This is a genomic window from Aquimarina sp. AWH4_224, assembly GCF_056160245.1.
Window position 1 is genome coordinate 1 of sequence record NZ_JBSWWU010000001.1, and the last position, 26,510, is coordinate 26,510.

At 35.3% G+C, this 26,510-nt stretch carries 14 protein-coding genes and 1 tRNA gene; 3 read left to right on the forward strand and 12 right to left on the reverse strand.

Annotation, left to right across the window (positions count from 1 at the left end; genetic code table 11):
• The 8 genes from ACXAGJ_RS00005 to ACXAGJ_RS00040 all read right to left on the reverse strand — a co-directional run.
• Window positions 1–2,623 (reverse strand): SprB repeat-containing protein (locus tag ACXAGJ_RS00005; protein ID WP_474835969.1); only part of this gene is annotated, 2,623 nt, incomplete at its 3' end.
• Between the two features lie 4 nt (window positions 2,624–2,627).
• The gene (locus ACXAGJ_RS00010) at window positions 2,628–4,721 is read right to left on the reverse strand and encodes a fibronectin type III domain-containing protein (protein ID WP_474835971.1); all 2,094 of its coding nucleotides are present in this window, start codon (window positions 4,719–4,721) and stop codon (window positions 2,628–2,630) included.
• Window positions 4,721–9,571, reverse strand: a complete 4,851-nt coding sequence (locus ACXAGJ_RS00015; protein ID WP_474835973.1) for a hypothetical protein — start codon at window positions 9,569–9,571, stop codon at window positions 4,721–4,723. Before ACXAGJ_RS00015 ends, ACXAGJ_RS00010 begins: the two co-directional genes overlap by 1 nt.
• 39 nt (window positions 9,572–9,610) lie before the next feature.
• Window positions 9,611–10,660, reverse strand: coding sequence for a PQQ-binding-like beta-propeller repeat protein (locus ACXAGJ_RS00020; RefSeq protein ID WP_474835975.1), 1,050 nt, complete (start codon window positions 10,658–10,660; stop codon window positions 9,611–9,613).
• On the reverse strand, window positions 10,657–11,670 hold the full coding sequence (locus tag ACXAGJ_RS00025) for a hypothetical protein (RefSeq protein ID WP_474835977.1): 1,014 nt from the start codon (window positions 11,668–11,670) through the stop codon (window positions 10,657–10,659). The genes ACXAGJ_RS00020 and ACXAGJ_RS00025 overlap by 4 nt, the downstream gene beginning before the upstream one ends.
• 23 nt (window positions 11,671–11,693) lie before the next feature.
• Complete coding sequence (locus ACXAGJ_RS00030) at window positions 11,694–17,186, reverse strand: fibronectin type III domain-containing protein (RefSeq protein WP_474835979.1); 5,493 nt, start codon at window positions 17,184–17,186, stop codon at window positions 11,694–11,696.
• Between the two features lie 15 nt (window positions 17,187–17,201).
• A complete protein-coding gene (locus tag ACXAGJ_RS00035) occupies window positions 17,202–19,628 on the reverse strand; it encodes a TonB-dependent receptor (RefSeq protein WP_474835981.1) in 2,427 nt (808 codons plus the stop codon).
• Window positions 19,629–19,884: 256 nt separating this feature from the next.
• Complete coding sequence (locus ACXAGJ_RS00040; RefSeq protein ID WP_474835983.1) at window positions 19,885–21,120, reverse strand: ABC transporter permease; 1,236 nt, start codon at window positions 21,118–21,120, stop codon at window positions 19,885–19,887.
• A 183-nt stretch (window positions 21,121–21,303) separates the two neighbouring features.
• Here ACXAGJ_RS00040 and hisS point away from each other — a divergent pair, with 183 nt between their 5' ends.
• On the forward strand, window positions 21,304–22,674 hold the full coding sequence (hisS, locus tag ACXAGJ_RS00045) for a histidine--tRNA ligase (RefSeq protein ID WP_474835985.1): 1,371 nt from the start codon (window positions 21,304–21,306) through the stop codon (window positions 22,672–22,674).
• Window positions 22,675–22,843: 169 nt separating this feature from the next.
• Here the strand turns inward: hisS and ACXAGJ_RS00050 are convergent.
• Window positions 22,844–22,917 (reverse strand) — tRNA-Met (locus ACXAGJ_RS00050).
• A gap of 190 nt (window positions 22,918–23,107) precedes the next feature.
• Here ACXAGJ_RS00050 and ACXAGJ_RS00055 point away from each other — a divergent pair.
• The gene (locus tag ACXAGJ_RS00055) at window positions 23,108–23,500 is read left to right on the forward strand and encodes an START-like domain-containing protein (protein WP_073312706.1); all 393 of its coding nucleotides are present in this window, start codon (window positions 23,108–23,110) and stop codon (window positions 23,498–23,500) included.
• Between the two features lie 60 nt (window positions 23,501–23,560).
• Window positions 23,561–24,409 (forward strand): aminotransferase class IV, encoded by an 849-nt coding sequence (locus ACXAGJ_RS00060; RefSeq protein WP_474835987.1) that lies wholly within the window; start codon window positions 23,561–23,563, stop codon window positions 24,407–24,409.
• On the opposite strand, the gene ACXAGJ_RS00065 is transcribed toward ACXAGJ_RS00060, so the two are convergent.
• The 3 genes from ACXAGJ_RS00065 to fmt all read right to left on the reverse strand — a co-directional run bounded on the left by ACXAGJ_RS00065 (window position 24,406) and on the right by fmt (window position 26,510).
• Window positions 24,406–24,966 carry a YqgE/AlgH family protein gene (locus ACXAGJ_RS00065; protein WP_073314385.1) on the reverse strand — a complete coding sequence of 187 codons (561 nt, stop codon included), beginning with the start codon at window positions 24,964–24,966 and terminating at the stop codon, window positions 24,406–24,408. The genes ACXAGJ_RS00060 and ACXAGJ_RS00065 overlap by 4 nt on opposite strands.
• Window positions 24,967–25,102: 136 nt before the next feature.
• A complete protein-coding gene (locus tag ACXAGJ_RS00070) occupies window positions 25,103–25,375 on the reverse strand; it encodes an HU family DNA-binding protein (protein ID WP_474835990.1) in 273 nt (90 codons plus the stop codon).
• Window positions 25,376–25,562: 187 nt separating this feature from the next.
• The gene (fmt, locus tag ACXAGJ_RS00075) at window positions 25,563–26,510 is read right to left on the reverse strand and encodes a methionyl-tRNA formyltransferase (protein WP_474835992.1); all 948 of its coding nucleotides are present in this window, start codon (window positions 26,508–26,510) and stop codon (window positions 25,563–25,565) included.

The window sequence follows — 26,510 nt, forward strand, 5'->3', positions numbered from 1 at the left end:
GAGTAATTGTCACTAGATTAGATGTTGCTATAGCCGTGCTACCACTATCATCAGTTATAGTCACGGTATATTCTCCAGGTTGAAGTTCATCTGCCATAGGATCATCAGGTCTTATAAAATCTGGATCTCCTTGTCTTTCCCATAGATATGTATAAGGTTGTATTCCTCCTGTTACCTGTACAGTGATGCTTCCATCGTTAGCTCCGTTACAGCTAATATCTTGTTTATCTGTAGTTAGTATTTCTAATAGTTCGGGTTCTGTTATTTCTATAGGTTGTAGTAGTGTAGTGTTACAATTGGTATCGTTTACAATCAGAGAATAGGTCCCTACGGGTAAGTCTATAAGTCTGGTTGGTGTTGATCCACTAGGAGGAGTAAATGGATTACCATCTTTAAACCATTGTATGGTAAATGCTCCATTATTATTGATGACCTCTACTTGTATCACCCCGGCTTGTCCTCCAAAAATGATATTGTCTAGATGTTGATCAATGACTTCAAAGACTTCAATACCAGTAGGAGGTTCGGTTACTTGTATAGGAGTTCCAAAATTATCAAGAGTACAGTTGTTTTGATCAGTGATTAGATATTCATAAAACCCAGCTTGCAACCCTGTAATGGCTATTCCGGAGGCAGTGAATCCTGTATCTCCTATTTTGGTCCATGTAACATTGTATTGCTCAGGATTGGTAACTATATCGATAGGAGTTCCTCCAGCTATGGTTAAAGATATACTCCCATCATCTCCTCCTTTACAAGTTACAGGATTTTGATCGATAGTTATAGTTATGGGATCTGGTCCTAGTACTTGAAAACTTTGATCGTCACTATTTCCCCCTTGATCGGAAACAGTTACGGTGTATGTTTGTCCGATTTGTGCATCGGCCAAAGTGTTTCCTTGAGTTCCATCGTTCCATCTATAGGTATAGTCTCCTCCGGGGTTTAAAAAACCTTCAGCAGCAGTTGCTGTAAGTACGCCCCTGTCATAGGAACAATCCAGAGAAGAAGGATTCATTGTTATTTGAATTTCCAGAGGATTAGGATCGATAAGAGTGAATGTTTCTACCAAAGAGCTACATCCATTACTATCGGTTACTACTACGGTATACACTCCTTCAAATAGATCGATGATATTGGTATTAGTAGATCCAGCGGGTGGAGTAAAGGGATTACCATCTTTAGTCCATACATAAGAGGTATAACTACCCGACCCCCCAGAGACAGATATGGCAATTCTTCCATTGTCTCCATCGATTAGGGTTGGATTACTGGTTAGTGGTAAATTGATAACATTAGGTATGGATACAAACCGTTCGTCTACGTCGATGGATGCACTATTTACCTGGCATCCTTTATTATCTTGAATTAGGATGGTATAGTCTCCTTCGGTTAGTCCAGAAAAAAGAGTATTGTTCTGCCATGAGGCTCCATTATCAATCGAGTATTGATATGGAGGAGTTCCCCCAGAAGGAGTAGCTGTAATGCTTCCATCATCACCTCCGGCACATTGCACAGGAGTAGGATTCCCAGAAACAGATAGGGCAGGAGGAGTGGTAAGGGTAAAAGGCGCACTCTCACCAAAGGCATCAGGTACAGTATTAATATTGTCAAACGGTTGATTGTTACTTTTGGTTTGCCAGAAGATTTTATAGGTTCCTCCAGGGAGATTTCTTGGAGTCCAGGTATAGGATCGTCCACTAAAATCACTTTTTTCCAATGTTTTTGAGGCATATCCGTCAAAATTAGCGCCTACCTGACGGAATACCTGTAGGTTCATTTTTTCACTCTTGGTATCATCGAGTTCTCTATCAAAAGTGACCGTAAAACTACCATTGTTATTATCCGAAGTATTGATACTATTGCTACAATCCGGTTGAAGATCAACTATAGGACCATCTAACCCAGGGGAACAAGGTTCGTATTTAAAAATAATAGCATCTGAAGTATTGGTGTTAGAAGTATTATTCTCAAGATATCTTAAAAAAACATAAATGTTAGTATTGGGAGCAACACCAGAAAAATCTGATCCATTCAAAGTGAATTGGGTGCCATGACCCCCAAACGGAATAAGTTCAGTTTCGGGACCGCTTATTGATGTGCTGTAGTGTACAGAATACTCCATGTTTTCTGTACAGGTGTTTGAATATGCAGTTAATGTTTTGGATTCACATTCGGGAAATTCATTACCTGCTGTTGTATTTAAAGACATAAAATTTTCAAGTGGAAACTGAGTGAGGTTAAAATTAACGGTAGTCCCAATATCACTTGTTTGAGTATCTGAAGGTTTAACACATGTATTGATATTGTACCTTCTTGTTTGAGAACTTCCTCCCATCGAAGTAACATATCCAAAAGTTACGATTGCAACTTCAGTCACAGGAGAGGTTATTAGTACATCATGGACAACATCTTCTCTCAAATTTTGAACATTAGGATGACTAGCATTGATGGCATAAATCTGTTCTGTGGTTCCGTCAGCATAAGATAAAACCACTCTCATACCAGAACCAAAATCTGGTCCGCTATTCGCTACTCCTGTAAATTTATAGGTAAATCTATAGGTTTGCGAATAAGAACTGTATCCTATTAGTAAAACACTAATCAATATTAATAATCTGTTCATAACCCTAATATTTCACTTCAATCTCTTCCCATTCACTTACACTTCCATCATTAAACACTGCTTTTACAGCATAGGTATATGTAGTATTTAATGTTAAATTTTGATCAACCCACCCTTTATTCGTAGCGTCAAGTCTTTTATATAAAGTAAAAGATTCCAACGCTGTTTTTCTAAATAACTGTACTTCGACTATATTTTCTGGTTTCAGACGCCAGGTTAATTGGATGAATTTATTTTCTCTATCTACAGTAGCGTATAACCCTTTAACCCCAGGTTTTAATAATTTACCAGGCATATCAATAATTATAGGAGGAGTTGGTTCACTTTCTAGCCCTCCCTTATCTACCGTAATAAGAGTATAACTGTACTTTTTTCCTGGATTTATTTTAGCATCAGTAAAAGTGGTTATAGAATCCACTGTTGCTTCATAAACCTTTTTCCAGGGTTGGGTTAGGGTATCATTAGCCTCAGCACGATAAACCACCGTAGATTTCCAATCATCTACAGAACTATTAATCCATGATAATGCTACTGTTCCATCTTTAATCTTATACGTATTAAATACAGGTGAAGTAGGAGGAATTCTATCTGGTTTTACTAATACTAGAGTATCTGAAGGCACGGATTCATTATATCGGTTATCCAAAGCAATGATTCTGTAATACACCGCTTTATCAAAAGAAGTCATATCGATACTGTCTATGTAATTTTCTTTTATCAAATTTGCCTTATTAAGTTTAGTAAACTCCTGGTTTTTACGATATGCTCTTACAATATCATAGCCTTTCAGATCCAATTCAGTATTTTTATTCCAGGTTAGCATAACGATTCCTAATGTATCTACAGTACCTTGAAGTCCTTCTGGTTTGTTAGGAGGGATGCTATCGATAGGTTGAACCATGGCAGGGGGTGATTCTTTAAAATCTCTATTTCTTCCGTGAGCTTTAATTTTAAAGTAATTGATATCCGCTAAAGGGCTATAGGTAATCTTTTTTTGTTGTGGAGAAATACTATCTACTACTGATGTATAAGGGCCTACCGCCTTTTCTGCCCTTAATAGTTCAAATTTCTTAAGTTTCCATTCTTCTTCTTTAGAAAAAGTCCACTCCAGTTCTACTTCTTTTTCAGAAATTATATTGGTAGAAGAGAATATGGGTTCTGTTCTTATTTCTTTGAAACCAATAAGTTCTGTAGGGTCTGAAGGAGGGCTTTGCTCTCCAAAATAATTGATTCCTACGATGCGATACCAGTATTTTTTGCCATATTCTGGAATTGAGTCTGTGTAGGAAACCCCAGAATAAGGAGTGTCTGCCAGTTTAGTAATAGGTACGTCATTTACTTTTTTATACGTTTTTCCATCTTCAGAACGTTCGAGATTATATCCTGTATAATAGGAGAGTAATTGATCGTATTCCCAAACCAATACAAATGCATTTTTGTAGAAGTATCCAAAAAAATCAAATGGTTTAGGGAGTTCTTCAACTTCTTTCGGACTAATATAAACCCCAGATGGTTCAAGCTCCATGCGTTCTTTTGGGATAGCACTTTTTACGTTGTAAACATATTTTTCATTTTCTTTTACATTGGTATCAACATAACCTAAACCAGCGTATTGTGCTACTTCAAAATCCTGGTCCATCGCGAATAAAGAGAAACCAAATCGTCGATCTAATTCTTCACTCTCATAAAAAACCTTAAGTAATTCGCTCTCATTTTCATTATTATCTACCTGGAAAGACTCTCCATAAATGGCTTGTGCAGCGATGGCAGCCATATCATTTTTCTGAATAAAATTTTCCCAATCCTCTACAGGTCTGGGTCTTATAGTGTCTCCTGTAAGAATCACTTTTTCTGGATTCAGTAATGGTTTTCCATCTCTAAGCACAGTGGTGCGTTCTACAACAAAACCATGATCGTTACTATATTTCCAGGCATATTTATCTGTTACTGCCCAGCGTAATAGAATCGCATCGGGTTTAGCAAATGCCCTTACCACAATTCTCTTTGGAGGTTGGTTATCCTCTTCTTCCTGAGCCAGAATAGCATTAGGAATAAAGGAAAACGCTATTAAAAGTAGTATGCAATATCTTACACCCATTAAAAGTAATTTTTATAGTCTAACTTGATTTTATTTCCAGATGCCTTACTAGGTAAAGCGTACTGAAATTCTACTTGATATTTCTCTACATTGATATATGGAAATATCCCATCCATGATGTATTTAAACCTCTCATAGGCAGCCATGTCAATTGTTCCCGTATTTAAATATCTATTTACAACCACATATTGAAGATGAACAAAGTCCTGCTTATATGCTGCAGCAATATTCCATCTAAAAGGGAATCGCTCTGTTAAATACTCGTTATCCGGATCATCTTGAAGATAATATCTATATGAAATACTCGGTTTTATATTCTTCATCGGAGGAATCCCGAGGACATTCTCATCTCTATTTACTCTGATATCATTATCGAGCGGGTAGTTTTTATAGAGTAGAGGATAGATTTCTTCTTCAAAATAGACATTGTCTTTTGAAGCTACCCCCGAAATCATGGGTTGACTTGCAGTATAATTTGTACCAACAACTTCGTTGATGTCAAAAGGTTCAAATTTATTAATACTAAGTTCTAATTGAGCTACATTAGAAGCACCGTCTATATAGGTGAAATAATCATTGATATCCATAGATCTCACTTTTTCTTTAAAAGTGTTATATCTACTAGTTCCAAAATTAAATTCCAGTCTGGTGAGTGACGCATCGTTGGTAGCGGTTCCCGTTAACGTATTTTGAGAAACGGATACATCATCATTGATAACGTTAAAGGTCTCCTCTGTACTTACATCATTACTTCCAGAATTTGATTTGGAAGTGATTAATTTGTAAGTTATCCCGGTCTCATTTGGTAGTTTTGGAATAGGGAATGTCAATACATTACTTGCATTATCATAAGAAAACGCTACTTTGGTTACTTCTCCAGTTTCTGTAATAAAGAATAGCTCATCTTTGAAGCCTTGTGTACCAAACAAGTAATCTTGTCCTCTTTCTAGTTGAACGTATCCGGAGTTGCTCTCTTTGGGAAGCATATATCTTTGATCTACGATTGGATACATATATTCGATATTCTTATATGGAATTTTGGTTGGAGCTTTACCTGTTGTAAAAGTGATAGTTTTTTCTTCAAAAACAGGTTGTCCGCTTTCCATTACTGGGGTCCATTGTCCGCCTTTATATTCATTAAACTGAACTTTTACCGTAGCTGTAATCTTAGTCTCAGGAGCAAGAATATCATCGGGTTCAAAAACCAAAATATCTTTATTTGTATTCCATACTTGTTCACCAGTTACGGTTCCCTTGTCATCTTTGATTGTGAACTCTTTTAGTTCTACTTGATATTTTCGACGACCAAGGTCATCATCAATTTCTACTACTTCTCCAATAGGCACATTGAAGGCTACTTGTACCGCGTCAAAAACATCTACATTGCTGGCATTATCTTCTGGTAAAATGTCTGAAATGATTTCAACATTCTGAATTCCTGTTCGTCCTACAATTTCACATTCTTCACCAATTGTGACTTTTAGTCTGGCTTGAATGGTCACTATTCCAAGTACGCGAACTTTTACCCCGGCATATCCTTTAACAAACCATGGGTTTGGTAATTGTCCCTGAGCCAGGACAGCAACTCCCGCTTTAAGAATAGGAACTCTTTTTCTAATACCGAAGAGTTTTATTTGAGCACCAATCTCTCCTTGCAAGAAAGCATACAATTGTCCGGTTGCATACCATCCATCCATCCCAATAGGACCTGGTTTTCCTTTACAATGCGCATCTCCAAAATCTTTCATCATTAAGTCAAATCCAACCCCAGCTCTTATCGAGGCATATATAATTCCCCAATCAAAGCTTTTACCAACTTCTACATACGCTCCAAAAGCATACCCTGTTCCTTGAGCCAATTGGCTATTGAAATTTCGACCAAACAACAATTCATCACCTTTCAGATTTAGAATATCAATAACTTCTGGTTTAGGTTGTGCAGGATCTGGCAAGATAGTTCCTGTCATGTAATACAAATCGAAAGCGGCTTCTACTGGACCAATAGGAATTCCTGCAACACCAAATCGTTTGGTAGGTGTTCCTATGTAAATATACCAATCATTAGGAGCATCATAGAATTCTATATACCCTAATCTGTTTTTCTCTCCAGCTCCTCGTATTTGACCTAAATTGAGAAATACATCAAACATCCCCCAATAGGTGTCATTTCTGAAATCAAAATCTATCGCTAATTGTGCTGCAAATTGCTCTTTCCCGGTTAGAATATTTGGAAACACATGAGTAGCAAAATATTTGATACCCTCTTTATCGATAGACATCTCGCTAAACTTGGGGTTGGCTTTCTCTTTATCTGCCAGTTTCTTTTGCATTCCTGCAACATCTCCAAAAGGACCAGAACCACCTCCGCTATTTCCTTTCATTAGTGCAGCACCACCATAGAATCCGAGTCTGCTAAGACCACCACCTGCAGAAGGGCTGTTGAAGCTCATTTCTATAGCAAAAAGCCCTGTAAAAGTAGCCGACTTTTTAACCTTAAACGCGGCCATGGCCTTGAAACCAAATTCTGTATCGATGTCTGGTCTATAATAGATACCGGATAAACTCTCTGCCCGTTCGTCCATTCCAGCTTTACGCATGTGATGATAGACTCCTCCTCCAAGTTCTAATATTTGGAGACTTTTATTGCTTTTATTTGAAGTTGGACTTCCAAATGCATCTACATACCAATATCGAAAATCATCTTTTCTTCCAAAAATACCTTTTGCATCGAGTTCTATTTTCAGGCTTTCAGCATATAGATTAAGTTTTCCGGATAATCCTTTTCCATAAACAGCATTATCTCTAAAGAAGTTGAGCTCACCGTAAAACTCGAAATTTTTACGTTTTACATCAACTTTTACGGCGTCAACTTCTACTTTATCAAATTGCCACTTGAGATAATCTCCATCCCGAAGCTTACCTATAATACGAAGTCTTACATCTCCTTTGATACCAGACTTATCCAGATTTAGGTAACTGTTGAAACCAATTTCTGCTCGATCGTCTGAGTATGTTTTTGCTTTGATATCATAGAACCCTAGTTCGAATCCTGCCATCCTAGGTAATGCAATGGTATCTTTAAAGCCCATGTATTTTATAGAAAGATAGGGCCGCTCCCTGGTTTGAATTTTAAAGTTTTGAAAAGCAAGACCATCAAAGCTAAGGGATGCTACATCACTAGTGTTTGTATCTTCGTTTTGCGAAGAGATATTGTTTAAAGAATCTTTTTGTGCTTTATTAAAAGCCATAAGTCCAGTGAGATTGGCTTCCGGATGGAACTTACCATTATCCACTTCCATTTTAATATAGGACTCAGGGAAAAGTTTAGCCTTAGCTTTAAAAATATTAAAATCGACGTCGTCTGTTACTTCTACACGAACACTATATTTTTTATCTGCTGTAATCAGTCCTTGATAGCCAAGGGCGCCATTACTACTGGTATCAGCTTTGCTGATGGGGAGTACGATTTCTCCACTAAAATCTGCTTTTATAAAATGATTAACCTGAAAGTCTACGTTAATCGAATCTAGAGAGTACTGCCATTTGCTGGCATTTCCTTCATTGATATTGAATAGGTTGGTAGCAAAGAAATTTCCTGAGACCCCAAAATTGTCAATTAGTAATCCTTTGGCTCCAAAGGTGATTCGTTCGTCAGATTTGGTTATTTTAAACTCTGGGGGTAGTGTAACACTTACCTCTTCACCATAAAAACCTCTCCATAATTCTTGTTGTTCTGCAGGAATGAGTTGCTGTTCATTATAGATTGCAGGAAAACTGACCAAAGGGGAGTTCTTGGTATCACTTAAATCAAGTACTACATTTTCCATTTTGAATGCCCATCCTGGTAGAGGAACCAATTCAAATTTTGGTAAATCAAGCTCTATAAGTAAATCTTGTAGAGATTCTGCAACAAAGCTAAAACTTGCCCCCACGTAGCTCTCATTTCCAGCTATTTTTTTACCATCCTGGGGTTTTGTCTCTCCAGGAAACTTTTTGGTACCATCTTCGTTAAGAGGAATCGCTACGGTCTTAGCAATTCTTACGTCTGCTTCTAGCGCAATTTCTTTAACTTTCCCGGTACAGTCTATAGTAATATAGGTTTGTTTTGTGGCACTACCATCACTCTCCAAACCTCCTTTAAAGGTAATTGCCCATTGTCCACCACTTTGCCCTACTGGGAAATCGCCTAATAAATTTAATTGTGCTTCTCCGTAAATCCCGCCTTCATGCGATAATTTCACATTACTTGCCCCAAAAAACAATTCGGTGCTTAATTCACCTAGTGTGAGTTTAGCAAATAGGTCAACTTCTGCATAGTTTGCATGTAATTTTGCTTTTACAATACCAATGCTAATTGAAGAACTGGGGGATACACTTTTTTTCAATCCTACAGGAAACTGAAGTAATTCTTTACCACTAATAATATTGATGAAGTTTTCCTGTTTTTCGATTTCTTCAAATAATGCCTTAGCAGTTTTAACAAGAGAATCGGTTTTAGGAGTAGGTTTGTATATTTTATCGATATAGTCTTTGGTAAACTCAGCCAACCCCTGAAAGAAATTTTCACTAGGTGCATTTGCCAATGCATTTTCCAACTCTGGGAAAGAACGGAATTCTTGGGTGTTATACTTTCGTAATGCATATGCCTTATTGGCTTCACTGACTTTGCGTTTGGCTTTAAAGGCTTCTAGTCTTTGTAAAGCTTCTGCGTCTAAACCTCTCGCTGCAGGGTTTTCATAAAAAGGTGAAACAGGCTTATTTTTCTTAACCAATAATGAATCCTTTCCTGTATTGGCAGATCCAATCAGCGATAGGAGTAAAGCGAGTATGAGTAGGTAGTGGTTTTTCATGAGGGTTTCTTGCTTAAAGTTCGAACCTTAAATTATGGTTTAAGTGGATAGACTTGCATCGTTAAAGAGTGCATCATTCTCGTATACGTGAAGGGTATTACCAGAATCTAAAACATACAACCTTGTATCCAATGTTTTTATATCGGTTATTATCGGGATTATATCACCGCTATTTATTTTTATATCAGTATGCCATAATAATTCTTTGTTTAATAAATCGACAATACCTATCGTATTACTTTTTTCTTGAGAAAAATAAAGGCGATTATTTTTGACTGTATATGTACTATTAGAAAATGAAAAAGGGAGTTGCCACATCATTTGATCTTCGGGCTTGTATACTTGTTTATCCAAAACGGATAATTGCTCTTGTAAATCTAAATTTGTTATTTCAAATGTTTCAGGATCCAAGATTTGTACAAGCTTGTCTTTGATAGTGTAAATTTTGCCTTCACAATGAGTTAGCCACCCTCCAAAATCATTACTTTTCCAGAGTGTTTTACCCGTTTCTACATCTAGACAAAGTGTTACGTAATTTTCCGTTTGATGACTACTGTCAAATAGCAATAGGAATAATTTATGGTCTATTATTTGTGGATTTCCATAAGTTTCCCCATTCTTCATTCCAAATAACTCGGAAATATCTTTGCTCCAAAAAATTTCACCGTTAAAAGGATTGTAAAACTCTATCTTTTGGGAAAATATAAAAGCTCTATCTTTTTTAAAGATTTGATGAGGATAGTATGGTGTTGGAGTGAAGTCATTAATCTCGCCGTTTTCTGTGTTCACTGCGTAAGTTTTCCGTTCTTTATTTACTTTTCCAATATTAAAGTAAAACTTATCTCCCCATAGACCATTAGCTAATCTAAAAGTTCCTTTTAAATTTATAGATTTGTTAGGAAGATTTAATTTTAGCTGTTCTTTGCTGTTGTAAACCAGTCGGTCGTTAATTACTGAAAACGAATTAACATCTTCTTCAATAATAGAATTTGAAGGTTGTAATATTAATTTATTTCCTTGTTGGAAGACAAGTTCTTTATTAATAAAACTAAAACCAAGTATGTCTTCTAATCTATCTACTAGTTTCATATGTTGGGAAAAATTTTAGAAAACCAATCATCATTGTCTTTTAAAAATGTTATTAAATCATCGTAATCGATCAGGGTTAGATTTGGATCTTTTTTACGTCCATAACTCTGAAAAAGACTGATCATCTTGTCTTTGATTCCATTAAGATTAGTTGTAGGTTGGAAGTCTAAATTTTCTAACCAATTTACAACCTGGGTTTTCGTTAATTTATTGGTTTGATTTGTATTCCATTTAATACGCCATTGTACTTGATCCAAAGAGTTAATAGTGTGCATATCTCTTTTTACGAATTCTCTAACAAAAGTGTCTTTTCCCAAAGGTGCATTACTAGACAACCATTTATATTCTAAGTTTATTACTCCTGGAGAAGTTCCAACTTTTAAATCGACTCTTTGGGTGGTGCCATCAAGCCCAGTTACAGGATGTTCTACTGTTATTTCTTTACCTTTTACCAGGTTGGGATTAGCAGCAACATCTTCCATTAACCAGTAGCATGCTTGTCGGTTAACCCCAGTTGGAATATCATTTACAATAAATCTATTAAATAGATAAACGCAATTGTTACATTGAACATTAGATTTACTTAGGGTAGCTACAAAGTCTTCCATATTATTAAGAACCGCTACGTATCCTTTTCCGCCACTAGATTTATTATACCAAGTTGCAGTTTTTCCCAAAAAATCATCAATGTTTTTGACATTTGGTATTTGTAATCCCTCTACAAAGTTTACAAACTCATCCTTAGAACGTAATTTTTTTACAATGTTAAGTGCATCAATATCGTACCTTAGTTTTGTTTTGTTTGCATAGTGCAATATTTTATATACGTCATAATTCTCCTGAGGAGCATTTTTGAAAAAAGTTTTAAATTCCTGCGAAACATTAGGTTTAGCTAAATCTTTTATGAGCTCCTTGAACCAGCAGGAGGGAGGGTTAGCAAAAAACTGAGTGGTGAATAGTAAAAAGAAAACTATCGCCATCGACTTATAAATTTTAAATGAATTTTTCATACTCTAAAAATTTATATGATATCTTAATTACAAATAATATTATTTTTATTAAATCCTCTAAAACTCTTCCACGCACCAAACGCATCGTCATTTTTTAGGGCATCAAGCACATCGTCTGAAGCAGTTAAAAAATCGTCTCTAAAAATCTTTTTCAAATTATCTTGGAGGGCATTATATTTTTCAAAGAGCTTTTTTTGTTTTAGAATAACTATAAAATCTTCAATTCCTGATGCAGCCGGTAGCTTAGATTTTACTTCAGTGAAATAGTCATTGATTGCTTTTCTATGAGAAACATTATTTAGTTTATTAATTTTTGAGTCAAGAGAGTTTACCATATTATCGATACCCTTTATTGATGTAGCTATTTGCGGTAAGGATGCAACAATAGCTAACATTTGTAATCTATATCGATCTTGTGGGCTTAAGGCACTCTCGTTAAGAACATTTCCTAAGATTCCTGCTGCATTTCCTATTAAATCTGATGCTACAATAGCTTTTCTGATGTAATTTCCTGCAGTAAACAATATTTTAAATTCACCAATACCAACAAATAGTAATACGCCATCTACAGCAGTCCAAGCTGTTTTTTCTGCAACAATTCTTCTATTGCTTTTGCTCATGGCATAAGCCTGTATTAATGGCATTACTAAAACATCTCCTTTTTTAAAGTTTCTGTCTAAAAATTTGAAATTATCAGCAGCATACAAAACCATCATTTGATTGTAATCATACGACTTGCCGGTGCCATTTATTTTGATTTTAGTTTTACCTTCAATAGAGGCGCTGAAATTATCAAATTGCAACATATTGGACTCTAAGCTTAGGACTTCTGTATGGTTTTTGATATTGTTGTTTTTATCTAGTATTTGGTCAAGTTCAACTTTAACATAATGGTTAGAATTAAACGCTTGACCTCCCATCCATACAAATACTTTTGCCAATGTCTTAAAACTTTCATCTTTTTGGAGTTTTTCATGAATTTTATCTATACCAATGTTTTCGAGGGTATGTAAAACAGAGGCATCTGTTTCATCAAAACTGGCCAATAATTTTAATACAGAAGTATCTATTTTTTCAAAATTGAGGGTTATTACACTATTTGAACATTCAAAATATGTTTTCAAAACAGAAAACTTTGTTTGCTTTTCGACGTCTTTTAATGAAGAAGAACTTTCGTTTATATTAATATGATTTAGAATGTTGTTAAGGGTATTACAGGAGATGTCAGTAGTGGTCCAAAAGTCTTGGTTTTCTTTTTCATTATCCTGAATATGCAGTAAAAATTGAGCTCTAAAAATACTTAGGTATTCGACCAGATTATTTGAAAATAGACTTTCTAAATTTTGAGAATCTTTATTGTCATAGTAATATTTAGCCCATTTAAAAACATCATTTACTCTATGAACTTTCTCCCCTAAGATTTCAGTATAACCACTATAAATATATTCTCGACTTCCTTGAGTGCCACAATTAAGAATAAACCTTCCTGGCTTAACCCAAGACCAGTTTCTACCCGAACCAGAATCATTAACAGTACAAGTACCATTTATGATAAAACCAGGAATAGTTATTTTTATACGGTTTCCTTGGGTAAAACTTGAGAAGGCCTCTTTGTTATCAAATCGTAAGGAAGCCAGTTCAAAGACTACTTTGTAATCAGCTAGACCTTTACTGTCATCAATTAACATTTCTGTAAAAAAGTCTACTATTCCACTAATTTTATCTCTGTTATCCTCATTTTCTTTCATTGATATCAATAACAAGCTTATGAACTCTTTTTTATTGGTATCTCTTATATCATCGTACTTTGATTTTATTAGAGTGTTTATAACTAGCCATTTATCGGTATCTTTTTGAAGATTTTTAAATTTATATGTTAGTACAGTTAATAATCTATCTTGATTATTTTCTCCGAATAATGAAAAAGTAGCATTTTGAACTTCTTTAAAAATGTTGCTTAGATTTCCATCTTTATTAAGAAGTTCAAATAAGTTTTGAGCATTTTCTTTTTTGATGAAAATTAAAAGTTTAACGAGAGCTCTTTCCTTTTGTTCTTTAATCGAACCTTTTGCTAATTTTTCAATTAAATTTTCTAGTATACTGTAAGAGACATTATTAAATACACATTTATATTTAATATCATTAATGGTTTTTACAATTGTATCGATATTGGTTTCGGTAACCAAGGCATTGATCTTATCTACCTCTGGTTGTACTAATTCCTGAATATCACTCGAAGAACAATCAATAGGGATTTCAAACCAACCATTGTTGCTAACACTAGAACTACTACATGGTACAGGGCGTGACTTTGTTTTTGTATACTTAGATATTAATGCATTTAAATTATTTGCCTTTTGTTGAGGAGTCAAATCGTCGGAGGTAATTTGCTTGAAATACTTACTTACATCATCATACTCTAGTTGTACTGATCCTTTTTGGCCGCAACCCGAATCTAAATTGTAGAAGAAATTCACTTTTGAATCGTAAGATATTGTAGATTCTGGTGTAACCGTATAACTCTTTTTCGGATCGTCTTTATTTACATACATGTTTTGAGTGAAATCCCAATGGTAATAGGTATAGGTGTCTTTTTCACCATTTTTTCCTTTGATAACAAATCCAGGTAATGTACCGGTTATTTTTTTCTTGTCTGGGTTAACGTAAAGTGAAGAGGATTCTCTTATAAACACAAATTTAAAGTTAGGAGCCAGAGCATAACTACCTGCAAATTCATTTCCACTATCATCTTGAAACAAGAATAAATCCAGATCAGGATCACTCATGGTAGCCCAATTAGGGTATCCTAGCTCAGTTCCATTACCATAGTCCATTAACCAGGTGTTTGCGCTTCCCGAATTGCTGGAATCTTCACCAAAGGGATGCGTAAGAGTAAATACTCCATGTCCAAGCTCGTGTGCTGCTACCTTAAGAGCGGTATCTTTCTTTTCCAGACCTTCTCCCAAATGACTTTCGAAAATGAATCCCCATTGTCGCGTTTTTGGCATAAAACCACTTAAAGGTTTTGACACCTTAAGATCTTTACCTAATACAAATATGAAATATTGTCGTGAATCGTAATTAGGATATTGTTTTTTGAATTCCTGATAAACATTTTTAAGTTCTGAGGGATAATCGGATAGTAGCCCACTCCCGTCATAATCTATAACATTGTTATTGTTTTTGTCCCAGGAATTTTGCGAAATGGTGAGGTCTATAACATCTGGTTTAACTTTGAATTTCCCTCCAGCTAGTCCAAAAATATTGTTTAGTTCCTCTTCCAAATCCCCAATATTATTACCTCCATTTACAGTAACCACCTGCACAGGAACTTCATTCTGCTTTATAATGTGATGTATAAAGAAATTTGCTGCAACTTTATATTTTTTTGAAGAAGGATCTAAATAAGTAATCACGCATTCTTCGGTGCGATAAGGATTTACCCCGGAAACAGTAATTTTATAAGTGTTTGTTCCGGTTACTCTCTGGTGTTTGATAGCCGTGTTTTTTGCCGATTTTATGATTAGGCTATCGATACTAATTTGGGAATTATTAATTTCGATATCTGCATAAAAAACATCCTCTTCTCCTTGTACGGCGGCTTTATGAGCAGGGTAGTAGGATTGTCCCGATGTACTATTGATTTTTGGATATTTTTCTTTTTCGTAATCATTATTCACCAAATCCAGTGCAAAACGAGTATCCTCACCTGTTTTGAAAGTTACGGTAACATCTTCATTAGTAATGGTATCTACATATGGATCACTCATGGTTCCGGTATGTGATCCTGGTCGAATCCCATCTGCATTGTCGGAAGTAAGTTGAGGAGAAGGATCGCCTTGCCCCGTTTGTGAGATGTTTCCATCCCCATCTATGGTATAACTATCTCCATTAACATCAGTAATGGTGTAGGTATCTCCTTCATCATAGTCAAAAGTATCTGTAGTACCATCTGGTTTGGTAATTACAATTTGTCCATCGGTAATACTTATATCATTTTCATCTATTTCGTAATTCAAGTCAATGGGGACATTATCTCCTCCGGTAAAAACATCAACAATATCTTCGCCTACATCTATAACTTCGTCAATATCCAGAACATTTCCCCAAGAAGGGTCATACACAGTGATGACAGTACCTTCGGCTAATTCACTTTCATTATTAACAAAAATATTAGTGAAGTTTACAGCTACTTTTATATTTTTAAAATAGGGAAAAGAAACATATCCTTTACCCGTAAATCTTCCATTACTCCCATTTACTTCAGTTACTTTGACAGGAAAGTCTCCAGCTTTGAATACATTACCGGGTAGCAATTGTTCCAAAGGCTCCGTATTATCAATATTCAAATCTGGAGAAATTCCACAATTGATAAGGCCTTCTTCATCATCTTCGGTTGGCGTACTAAAGGTTTGTATTATTGAATATTCACTCTCTGAAATCAAACATTTTTTGCCTACCTGATATTCATAGGTAGTACCTGGTCGTAGATCCCATAGCGTGATCCAATTTCCGGTGGTTCGAGTAAAGAACCATTCATTGTTTTGACCTTCCTCTCGATAACGTACTGTAAATTGAGGAATATTGGTGGTAAAATCTTCCCAAGTAATATTGGCTTGTTGAGCTCCTTTTACCTCATGTTGTACGTTACTGGGGGTTTCGCACGGAGCTATGTAATTAAACCAAAATACTTCACTAAAGCCATTATTGTTGAAAAGTCCAATTTCTTCTGCACCATTTATTGCTTTAGCCTGTACTCTCCAGGCATACCGTTTGTTAGATAATAGTAAAGGATCTGCAGCGCTATAGAGATATGAAGTGTTGGTTGTTGTAGTTTGAAATATTGGCGGAGAAGCCAAGAATGCAGCTTGAGGATCCATGGTTTGGTCCCAGATTTCCACAATACTTAATTCATATTGAACATTACTGACGTTTATATGCCTTGGTGTCCATTGAAACAATAAATTTAAAGGATTTTGTTCTCTAAGATCAATTCGGTTATTAGGTGCAATAAGGATAGGAGGTTCATTTTGAAAAATAAAGGTAGTAGCGCAGGATCTTTGAGAAATGCGTACCCCGGTAAGGGCATCAAATACTTCAAAACAAAATTGATAAGATCCTTCGGGGATGGGTTGTCCGTAGGCTGTTGGAGAAATACCAGTTATATTCTCAAAAGCGAAATAGGGGGCAAGCTCTACATTAGTTAAATTCAAAGGAACTCCTCCTTCGATAAATAAAGAAGGTGCGCCCGATACAATATCATTACTTTCAAAACGAATTCCATTTCCTTCAAAAAAGGCCTTTAGTCGAATCTCTCTATTGTTTTGTGAAAGATCGTTTAAAAGGATTTGAAGTCGCAAAGGACTATTGACCGAAGAAGCATCAGCATAAGAAGAAAAATATATAGGTGAAGGAGGAACCGTTTGAGGTACAACTGTTACTGGAAATGTCTGTGCCAGCATACTTTCTAGAATTAAGAAAGTCGATAATAACAGAAAATATAAACCTTTCTTCATAAGCTAAGTTGATTATTACATTTTATCTATATACCTAAGTTCGATTTTTTCGGGATTTGTTTCCTTTAACGATCTACGGTAGTAGAAATCAATAATTTGGGATTCTAAATATACGGTAATTTTCTCAACGTCTTTCTCTTTTTCATACATCCTAAACACCTTGTCAGCCTCTTTTTTCTTAAAGGCTTGCATAAAACTATCAGGATTTTTTACCGCTTCAATTGCATTATATTTATCAAATATTTTTTTCATCCATCGATGCCCTACCAATTTTTCTTGTCTGTTCTGCAGCTCTGTATTTAATTTTTCAATCTCTACTTTATTATTAGGGGTCTCTTCTTTAAGATTGTCTCGCTTTATTTTGGTTTTTACGAAGCTTCTTTCCAGCTTGAAATCCAGAAATTGCATATCCTCTTTAAGATTAGTGATCACTTCAGTAAGAATGTTATCGTATTGTTTTAGGAAATCTTCATAGCTATATAAAGCATCCAAAAACTCTAGAGCTTTTTCTTTATAAGTTTCAGATTTTGTCTGTTTTTTCAGCTCTGCAAATAGAAAATCTATTGAGCCTTGCTTTTCTTTTGGGATATTCTGAAATCTGGAGCTATTTTTTACATTGGTAAGTTGCTCTGTAACTTCGGCAATTGTTCCGCTATAAGTGGTTGATCGATATCTGAATTGTACTCTTCCGAGTTTTGCTAAGTCTGTATCGTTAAGGAGTTTTTGATTCCTTTTTTTGAATTTAAATTTAAGATTGTCAAAAGTATAACTATACCCAAAGGTGGCCGTAAAGTCGTTATTATTATCAGTATCCGTGCTTCTAAAAAGGGAGAGGATATTTAGGTTTAAGTTATGACTTTCGTAGATAGAATAGCTGCCACCCAACCTAAAATTAAAAATGTCGTTCTGTTTTTGTCCATCTGTATAGGCTGTGTTATAAGAACTTGAAAAATTTGCTCTTAGTTTTTTGTCAAAGAATGATTTGGTCGCAGTAAATGTTGGTCCCAAAGTAAGATTATCAGTATCTCCAACCGTATTGTAAGAAGCATTAGCTGCAAAAGAAAAGCTAAGAGAGTTTTCGGGAAAACCCAATACATAAGCCGAAGCCGCATTATAGAATCTCGTTAGACCATTTTCAACGGTTTCTCCACCTTGTTGGTTGTTAGAATTTTGATAGGTGAGATTGAAATTCAGATTTTGTTGTTTACTTTCGGTTTTCTTTAAGGTATAGTTGATTCCAAGATTGGCGTTTTGTGATACCTGGCGATAATTTAGGGTGTCTACATTATCCAGTTGATTTACTTCATTAATGAAATCAAATTGGTCTCTGATATTGGTAAATGATTGAAAATTTGAATATCCCGCAGTAATGTTTAGCTTATCTGAGGCCGTGTAATTAACATTCACAGCGCTCACAACTCGCTGTAATTCTGAACTTTTTGTATTATCCAAATTATCACTTTGGAGACCAGCATTGATGGCTATATTTACTTTGTTATTAAATATGGTTTGAGAAGCGTTTAAAGTAATGTTCTCCAGATCGTTATTGAAATAGTAGGCTCCAAAAGTTCTATAATCCGGGTCAATACGTTCATAACCCACACCAACAGTTCCGTTACCTGCTGGGTAGTCTAATTGCGCGTTAAAGGCATCATAGTAATTTGTAGATAGATTTTCGTCAAGTAGGAAAGATAATACGCCATTTGATGGTTTTGCTTCTGTAATTTGTGTGTCTTCGGTAATTCCAGATATAGCGTATTCGAAACGGAGTTGTGCTTTTTCAAACAATTTGAAATTTGTTTCTACACTTGCTACTGCGTTTTCTTTTGGAGTTAATTCTAATTCAATAGGAACAGGATTTTGTAAGGATTCTTCATCGTCTTTTGCCGAGAAAAAAATCAAGCCTAATGAAAATTTTCGAAAATCATAAGAAGTTTTAAACCCATATCCAAACCTTTCGTAGGCGGGAATAGCTTCAGGAACTTCTTCATTATATTCTGTTGCTTTTAGAAACCTACCATATAGCAAACTTAATTTAAAGGGGCCAGTTGGAGTTAAATCGACTCCACCTCCAGTAAATTGATGTCCGCTTAGTGTATAAGGAGAAAAGGTCATGGCTACATCTCCTATATGAGTAGCAACCCATTTGTAGGATGGATGAATACTTAAACGATTTATTTTAAACGGTGTACTATAACCAAAATCCTGATTTGTATATGAAAAAGAAAGAGGAATGCTATAAACACCACTAATGTTAAAATTAAGATTACCATTTACGAAATATGTAAAAGGATCTCTGTTGGCTGTGCCGTCATAAAAAACACCGTTTGCAGAAATTCCTCCATTATACCTTAAGAGCGGTACCTTTCCGATTTGTTCAAGGTTTTGCGCCCAGGAAAATAGAGTTATACCAAAAAAGAGGATAAGTAGTTTAGGTTTCAATGCAGGTTTTAAGTTTGGGTTGGCAAATTTAATATAATTTTAACAATTTACCAATTGAATTTTAGTTCCTTTCAAAATATAAGATGCATTCGTTTTTTTACTAAAATACTAATACTGTTTATAGTATATAAAATCCGATTGATACACTTACAATAGTAAGTGTCGTGATCTTTCTTATTGTTACCCTAATAATATATTACTTCTTTCTAAGAAGTTTGAAGGAGGCCGAAATTTTGATTAATGGAGAAACTAAGAACTACTCATATCGTAATGATTCTATAGGATCTTGCTTAGCAGCTTTTATGGCAGGATACAAACCGGAGACAACAGCAGTTAAAAATGAAGTAACCACAGCGGCAAACATGGCAAGCCAAGGTACAGAAAACTGAAAATTGGATAAATTTGCAGCAAGGCTTCCTACAAGGATTCCTAGTACTATACCAATTACTCCTCCAAGTTGGCCTATGATTACTGTTTCCAGGAAGAACTGACCAGAAATAGTGTGTTTTTTGGCTCCTAAAGCTTTTCTAACCCCTATTTCTCTAGTGCGTTCGGTCACGGACACCAACATGATATTCATTAGTGCGATCGAAGAACCAAAGATGGTTATAATACTAATGATCCATGCGGCTATGTATAGATAAGAGGTAATGCTAGCTATACGGTTGATTAGATCATCACTACGCTCAAGCCCAAAATTGTTTTCTTCTATGGGATTCAACCCTCTCACATTTCTAAAAGTGATAATAGCTTCATCCTGAGCGCCTTCTAAATATTGTTTGTCATTAACTTTTACGCTGATGTTGTAATTGATATTGGGCAAGGTATAAATTGATCTTGCAGTTTGAATAGGAATAAGCACTCGTAAATCTTGATTGTTTCTGAAGGTAGCTCCTTTACTTTCTAATAAACCTATAATCTTAAATTTTGCTCCACGAATACTAATCGTTTTACCAATAGGATCTGTGTTTTTGAACAAACTCTTTTTGAAATCCGAACCAATTAAACAAACATGATTGTTATTTTCGATGTCAAAAAAGGTGAAGTTTCTTCCTTTTTCAACCTCGGTACCAGAGTTTTCAAGATAATTTTCGTTAACCCCTAATACCGCCACTTCTGGATCTGTTTTTTCACTTTCAAAACGCACTTCAGCATTTCGTGTACCCGTAAAATATAAAGACGTTTTGGTATAAGGGAATTCAAACTTATCGACAAATTGTTTTACGTTTCTATAACTGATTATAGGATTGACTTTTTCCCGATTTCGATTGTTTCTGGTGTTAAATTCGTATCGCTGTATATTAAAAGTATTTGAGCCCATGGAGGCAAAATCCCCGGTAATGGTCTTTTCCAAAGCTCCCAAAAATGTCAAAATACCAACAAGGGCAGTGATCCCTATGGCAATAATTAGAATAGTAAGAACAGTGCGCAGTACCTGACCTCGAATAGAATCCATTGCGATTCTGACATTCTCTCTAAACAGTGAAAACATAAGTATACAATTAACCGGTTTGCTCTATAAGACTACAAAACCTCTTTAAAGTTACTCCAAAAAAACAAAATTTATGATTTGAAGAAAGTCTTATACATATTTGTCTTCAAATTTTGTGTCTTTTTTAGATATTTGCAACCTTAAAACAGACGAATTCAATCGTCTTGAATTTGAACAAAGCAAATGGCACAAAAACCTTCTATACCCAAGGGAACAAGAGATTTTTCACCTATCGAGGTGGCAAAAAGAGGATATATTATGGATACAATCAAAGAACAATTTAAGTTGTTTGGCTTCCAACCCATAGAAACTCCTAGTTTTGAAAACAGTGAAACCTTGATGGGGAAATATGGAGAGGAAGGAGATCGACTTATTTTTAAAATCCTAAATAGCGGTGATTATTTGAAAAAAGTAGATGATACCTTGTATCAGGCTAAGGATAGTACTAAAATGACAGCAAAGATTAGTGAAAAAGCTTTACGATACGATCTTACAGTACCTTTTGCGCGATATGTGGTACAACATCAAAATGAGATTGACTTTCCGTTTAAACGTTATCAGATTCAACCGGTATGGAGAGCGGATCGCCCTCAAAAAGGAAGATTTAGAGAGTTTTATCAGTGCGATGCCGATGTGGTAGGTAGTACATCGCTTTGGCAAGAGATAGATTTGATCCAATTGTATGATAACGTATTCACTAAGTTGAATTTGCAAGGGGTTACGATCAAAATCAATAATAGGAAGATCCTTTCTGGGATAGCCGAGGTGATAGGTGCTAGTGATAAGTTGATTGATTTTACGGTGGCATTGGATAAACTAGATAAAATCGGTGAAGATGGTGTGAAAAAGGAGATGAGAGAAAAAGGGATCTCTGATGATGCGATAGAAAAGGTGAAACCATTATTCAGTTTTGAAGGAAGTACCACTGAAAAAATAGCCAAGCTTAAAACTTTGCTAGCTTCTTCTGAGGAAGGAACGAAGGGTGTAGAGGAATTAGAGTTTATTACTAGCACAATTAGTGAAGTATCGCTGCAAACAGCGAATTTGGATCTGGATGTAACTTTGGCAAGAGGGTTAAATTATTATACAGGAGCTATTTTTGAAGTAGCAGCGCCAAAAGAGGTAAAAATGGGATCCATCGGTGGCGGTGGAAGGTATGATGACCTTACAGGTATTTTTGGATTGAAAAATGTAAGTGGAGTAGGGATATCTTTTGGTTTGGATAGAATTTATTTGGTGCTTGAAGAATTAGGACTCTTTCCTGAAACCGTAGCACTATCAACCAAAGCGTTATTTATCAATTTTGGGGATAAAGAAGCGTTGTATTGTGCAAAAACAATTATCAAGTTAAGAACTGAAGGAATCGTTGCCGAGTTATACCCAGATAGTTCAAAAATGAAAAAGCAAATGGGGTACGCCAATAAAAGAGCAATTCCTTATGTGATTTTGGTAGGAACTTCAGAAATAGAAAAGGAAACCTACACCGTAAAAGATATGCTGTCAGGAACTCAACAAGAAATAAATTTTGACGAGTTGAAAGATCTATTAAAATAGATGAATACGATTGTGAACTGAAGAAATCCTTAGAAGGATGAGAGCTAAATTACAGAATACTAATCTATTAACAGGTTAGTGGAATTATAGGGCTTTATATGCCTTATGTAGTATAGAAAATTATAGGAAATGTAAATAAAAAAGGTTGTCTTTAGACAACCTTTTTTTGTAGCGAGAGCGAGACTTGAACTCGCGACCTCCGGGTTATGAATCCGACGCTCTAACCAGCTGAGCTACCTCGCCATGATTACTATATTAGTCTGAGTTTGATTCGTATCCTTTTTACAGAACTACGCTAGTAACTCAAACGCGGGTGCAAATATAAAAACAAAATGCATTGACGCAAACAATAATTCATATTTAATTTTTTTTTTCATTGTACTTTTAAAGTCGACAATTAATCTATATATTGGCTTATCAACAATTAATGATTATGTCTGAGAAAACTAAATATGAACTTGAATTTGTGGTACAATCTTCGCCACAATTACTATATCAATATATTTCAACTCCTTCTGGGCTTTCCGAATGGTTTGCTGATAATGTAAATTCCAGAGGAGAGCTGTTTACTTTTATTTGGGATGATTCTGAAGAAGAAGCCAAGCTCTTAAGCCGTAAAAGTGGTGAAAGAATTAAATTTAGATGGGTAGAAGATGAGGAAGAAGGAAACGATTATTTTTTTGAATTGCGTATTCAAGTAGACGAAATTACCAAAGATGTATCTTTGATGGTTACTGATTATTCTGACAGTGACGAACTAGATGAGAATAAGATGCTTTGGGATAATATGATTAGTAATCTTAAACATGTGCTAGGATCGGCATAAACTTCTTTTTTTATATAAATTTGCAGTGCCCATAAAAGATAGTATTTATGGGATTTCTTTATGGTAAATAATAATGGAAATTTGGTAAAAGATAATGAAGCTCTTTTACCAATTGCAAATCGCGGATTTGCTTACGGTGATGCGTTATTCGAAACGATAAGAGTTAATTCTGGGGATATTTTATTCTGGGAAGACCATTATTTTAGGTTAATGGCTTCGATGCGGATTTTACGCATGCAGATCCCAATGAAATTTACTCCAGAGTTCTTAGAAAAAGAAATTAAAGATTTGATCGAAGCTGATGGTCTTAACGAGGTTTCGGCTAGGATTAAAATTACAGTATATAGAGACGCCGATGGGTTGTATACACCTACAAATAATGAGGTGAATTATATCATTTCGACTTCAAAACTAGAAACGAGTTTTTATACACTCTCTGAAGAAAAAAACGAAGTTACTCTTTTCAAAGATCATTATGTTGTGGCAGATCTGATATCTACCCTTAAAACGACTAACAAAATTACCAATGTATTAGCAGGTATTTTTGCTAAAGAAAATGGATTTGACAATTGCTTATTACTCAATTCTAATAAGATGGTTATTGAAGCAACTAATGGGAATTTGTTTTTGGTGAAAGGAAATACTATAAAAACACCACCATTAGAGGACGGTTGTTTGAAAGGAATTTTAAGAACTCAACTGTTACGGATCCTCGAAAAACTGGAAGATTATGTAGTAGAAGAAGGGTCTATTTCTCCATTTGAATTGCAAAAAGCGGACGAGTTGTTTATCACTAATGTGATTTCAGGAATTACTCCTATCACCAACTTTAGAAAAAAGGAATATACTACCACTACCAGTAAACGATTATTGGGTATTTTAAATTCTAGAATTAGACTAGGAGCCTAGTTATAGGTAGGATTCTCTGGTGCATTAGACCATAACATATATTCACCACCAAGTTCGATCATCTTTTCTTTCCAGAAGGTGTCATAGGATTTTCCAAAGATATTCTTTTGATAATCGTTTTCAACAATAACCCAAGAGTTGGCTTCAAGTTCTTGATTAAGTTGCTGGGATCCCCAACCTGAATACCCCAGGAAAAATCGTATTTCTTGCGGTGTAATTCTGTTTTCGGAAATCAATTGAGAAACTACTGTAAAGTCTCCTCCCCAGTAGATACCACCAGAGATTTCAACACTATTAGGAATTAGATCAGGTATTTTGTGAATAAAATATAAATTATCCTGTTCGACAGGTCCACCATTGTAAATTTTAAAATCAGATTCGATTTCTGGAACCAAATCAGAAAGAAGATATTCAAGGGGTTTATTCATTATAAAACCGATCGAACCTTGTTCACTATGATCAGCAAGTAAAACAACAGAACGATTGAAAGAAACATCACCGATTATAGAAGGCTCTGCAACTAAAAGATGTCCTTTTGATGGTTGGAGTGATATCATGCGCTGGCTTTCTTTATCACTTAAAGCTAAATAATTATTTCTAATAATCAAAGCCTAGTGGGGCCTTTTTATGGGAAAGCATAAAAAAAAGCTCCCTAGAATAGGGAGCTTTTTTAATAATATCGAAACTAACTGATTAGTTTACTGAGTTTGATAAATCAGCACCAGCCTTAAACTTCACAACGTTTTTAGCAGCGATTTTGATAGTTTTTCCAGTCTGTGGATTTCTACCTTCTCTTGCAGCTCTTTTAGAAACTGACCAAGATCCAAAACCAACTAAAGAAACACGTCCTCCTTCTTTAAGAGTTTTTCCTACGCTTCCTAAGAAAGATTCTAAAGCTTTTTTAGCCGCTGCTTTAGAGATTCCGGCGTCAGCTGCCATTGCATCGATTAATTCTGTTTTGTTCATAATTCTGTTTTTAAATTAATTGTTGGTTAAACCAATCTTTATGTTAAACGCTCTACAAATTTATACGGATTTATCATTCATGCAAGGATTAGCCCAGTAAATACAAGGATTTGTTGATAACTCAAGGTGATTGTTAATAAACACGTTAAATTTTTGTAGTTTTTTTATTGCTAATTTCATGTGAGCCTTATACCATTCGGGCATCCCTAAAGAAATTATACCCATTTAAAAGGGCTTTGGCCTCCATAGCCTTCTTTCCTGGAAGTTGAATTTTGTCAATTAAAATATATCCATCTCGAACAGCTACTTTAATTTTTGAGTCTTCAACAATGATTTTTCCAATATCAAAATGATGAGGTTCTGCTATGGGGCTTACTCCATATATTTTTACATTTTCAGTTTTTCCATTATTATGCATTTCAGACCATGCAGATGGGTAAGGAGATAAACCACGAATAAGATTATGTATGATACCTAAATCTTGGCGCCAATCGATTTTGGTATTTTCTCGATTAAGTTTGTAGGCAGTTTTAAATCGTTCTTCTTTGGGTTGTGCTATAAGATGTACATTGTCATTTTTAATGAGCTGAATTGTTTTCTCAACCAATTGGGCTCCTTGAATCATTAACTTATCATGTAGTGTACCCGCAGTATCATTTTGGTCTATTGCTACTTCTTCCTGGAGGATAATCTGGCCTGTATCTATTTTTTCATCAATAAAAAATGTAGTAATTCCAGTTTTCTCCTCTCCGTTAATAATAGCCCAATTGATCGGTGCTGCACCCCTATAATCGGGAAGCAAGGAAGCATGTAGATTAAAAGCACCGTATTCGGGCATATCCCATACTAATTTAGGTAGCATGCGAAACGCTACCACAATATTGAGATTTGCGTTTAGTGCTTTTAACTCTTCTAAAAATGTTTCGTCTTTTAAATTGGTAGGTTGTAATACTTTTAGATGTTTTGATAGGGCATATTCTTTTACTGCAGAAGCTTTAAGTTTTCTTCCTCTACCTGCAGGTCTGTCTGGCGCCGTAATAACACCAACCACTTCGTGATTGTTGGCTATAATCTGTTTTAGAGTCTCGACAGCAAAATCAGGAGTCCCCATAAATACGATTCGTAATGCTCTCAT

Coding starts and splice junctions, on each gene's coding strand:
- ACXAGJ_RS00010 (WP_474835971.1), bottom strand. CDS start 4,721: ATGGGTGTAAGATATTGCATACTACTTTTAATAGCGTTTTCCTTTATT.
- ACXAGJ_RS00015 (WP_474835973.1), bottom strand. CDS start 9,571: ATGAAAAACCACTACCTACTCATACTCGCTTTACTCCTATCGCTGATT.
- ACXAGJ_RS00020 (WP_474835975.1), bottom strand. CDS start 10,660: ATGAAACTAGTAGATAGATTAGAAGACATACTTGGTTTTAGTTTTATT.
- ACXAGJ_RS00025 (WP_474835977.1), bottom strand. CDS start 11,670: ATGAAAAATTCATTTAAAATTTATAAGTCGATGGCGATAGTTTTCTTT.
- ACXAGJ_RS00030 (WP_474835979.1), bottom strand. CDS start 17,186: ATGAAGAAAGGTTTATATTTTCTGTTATTATCGACTTTCTTAATTCTA.
- ACXAGJ_RS00040 (WP_474835983.1), bottom strand. CDS start 21,120: ATGTTTTCACTGTTTAGAGAGAATGTCAGAATCGCAATGGATTCTATT.
- hisS (WP_474835985.1), top strand. CDS start 21,304: ATGGCACAAAAACCTTCTATACCCAAGGGAACAAGAGATTTTTCACCT.
- ACXAGJ_RS00055 (WP_073312706.1), top strand. CDS start 23,108: ATGTCTGAGAAAACTAAATATGAACTTGAATTTGTGGTACAATCTTCG.
- ACXAGJ_RS00060 (WP_474835987.1), top strand. CDS start 23,561: ATGGTAAATAATAATGGAAATTTGGTAAAAGATAATGAAGCTCTTTTA.
- ACXAGJ_RS00065 (WP_073314385.1), bottom strand. CDS start 24,966: ATGATATCACTCCAACCATCAAAAGGACATCTTTTAGTTGCAGAGCCT.
- ACXAGJ_RS00070 (WP_474835990.1), bottom strand. CDS start 25,375: ATGAACAAAACAGAATTAATCGATGCAATGGCAGCTGACGCCGGAATC.
- fmt (WP_474835992.1), bottom strand. CDS start 26,510: ATGAGAGCATTACGAATCGTATTTATGGGGACTCCTGATTTTGCTGTC.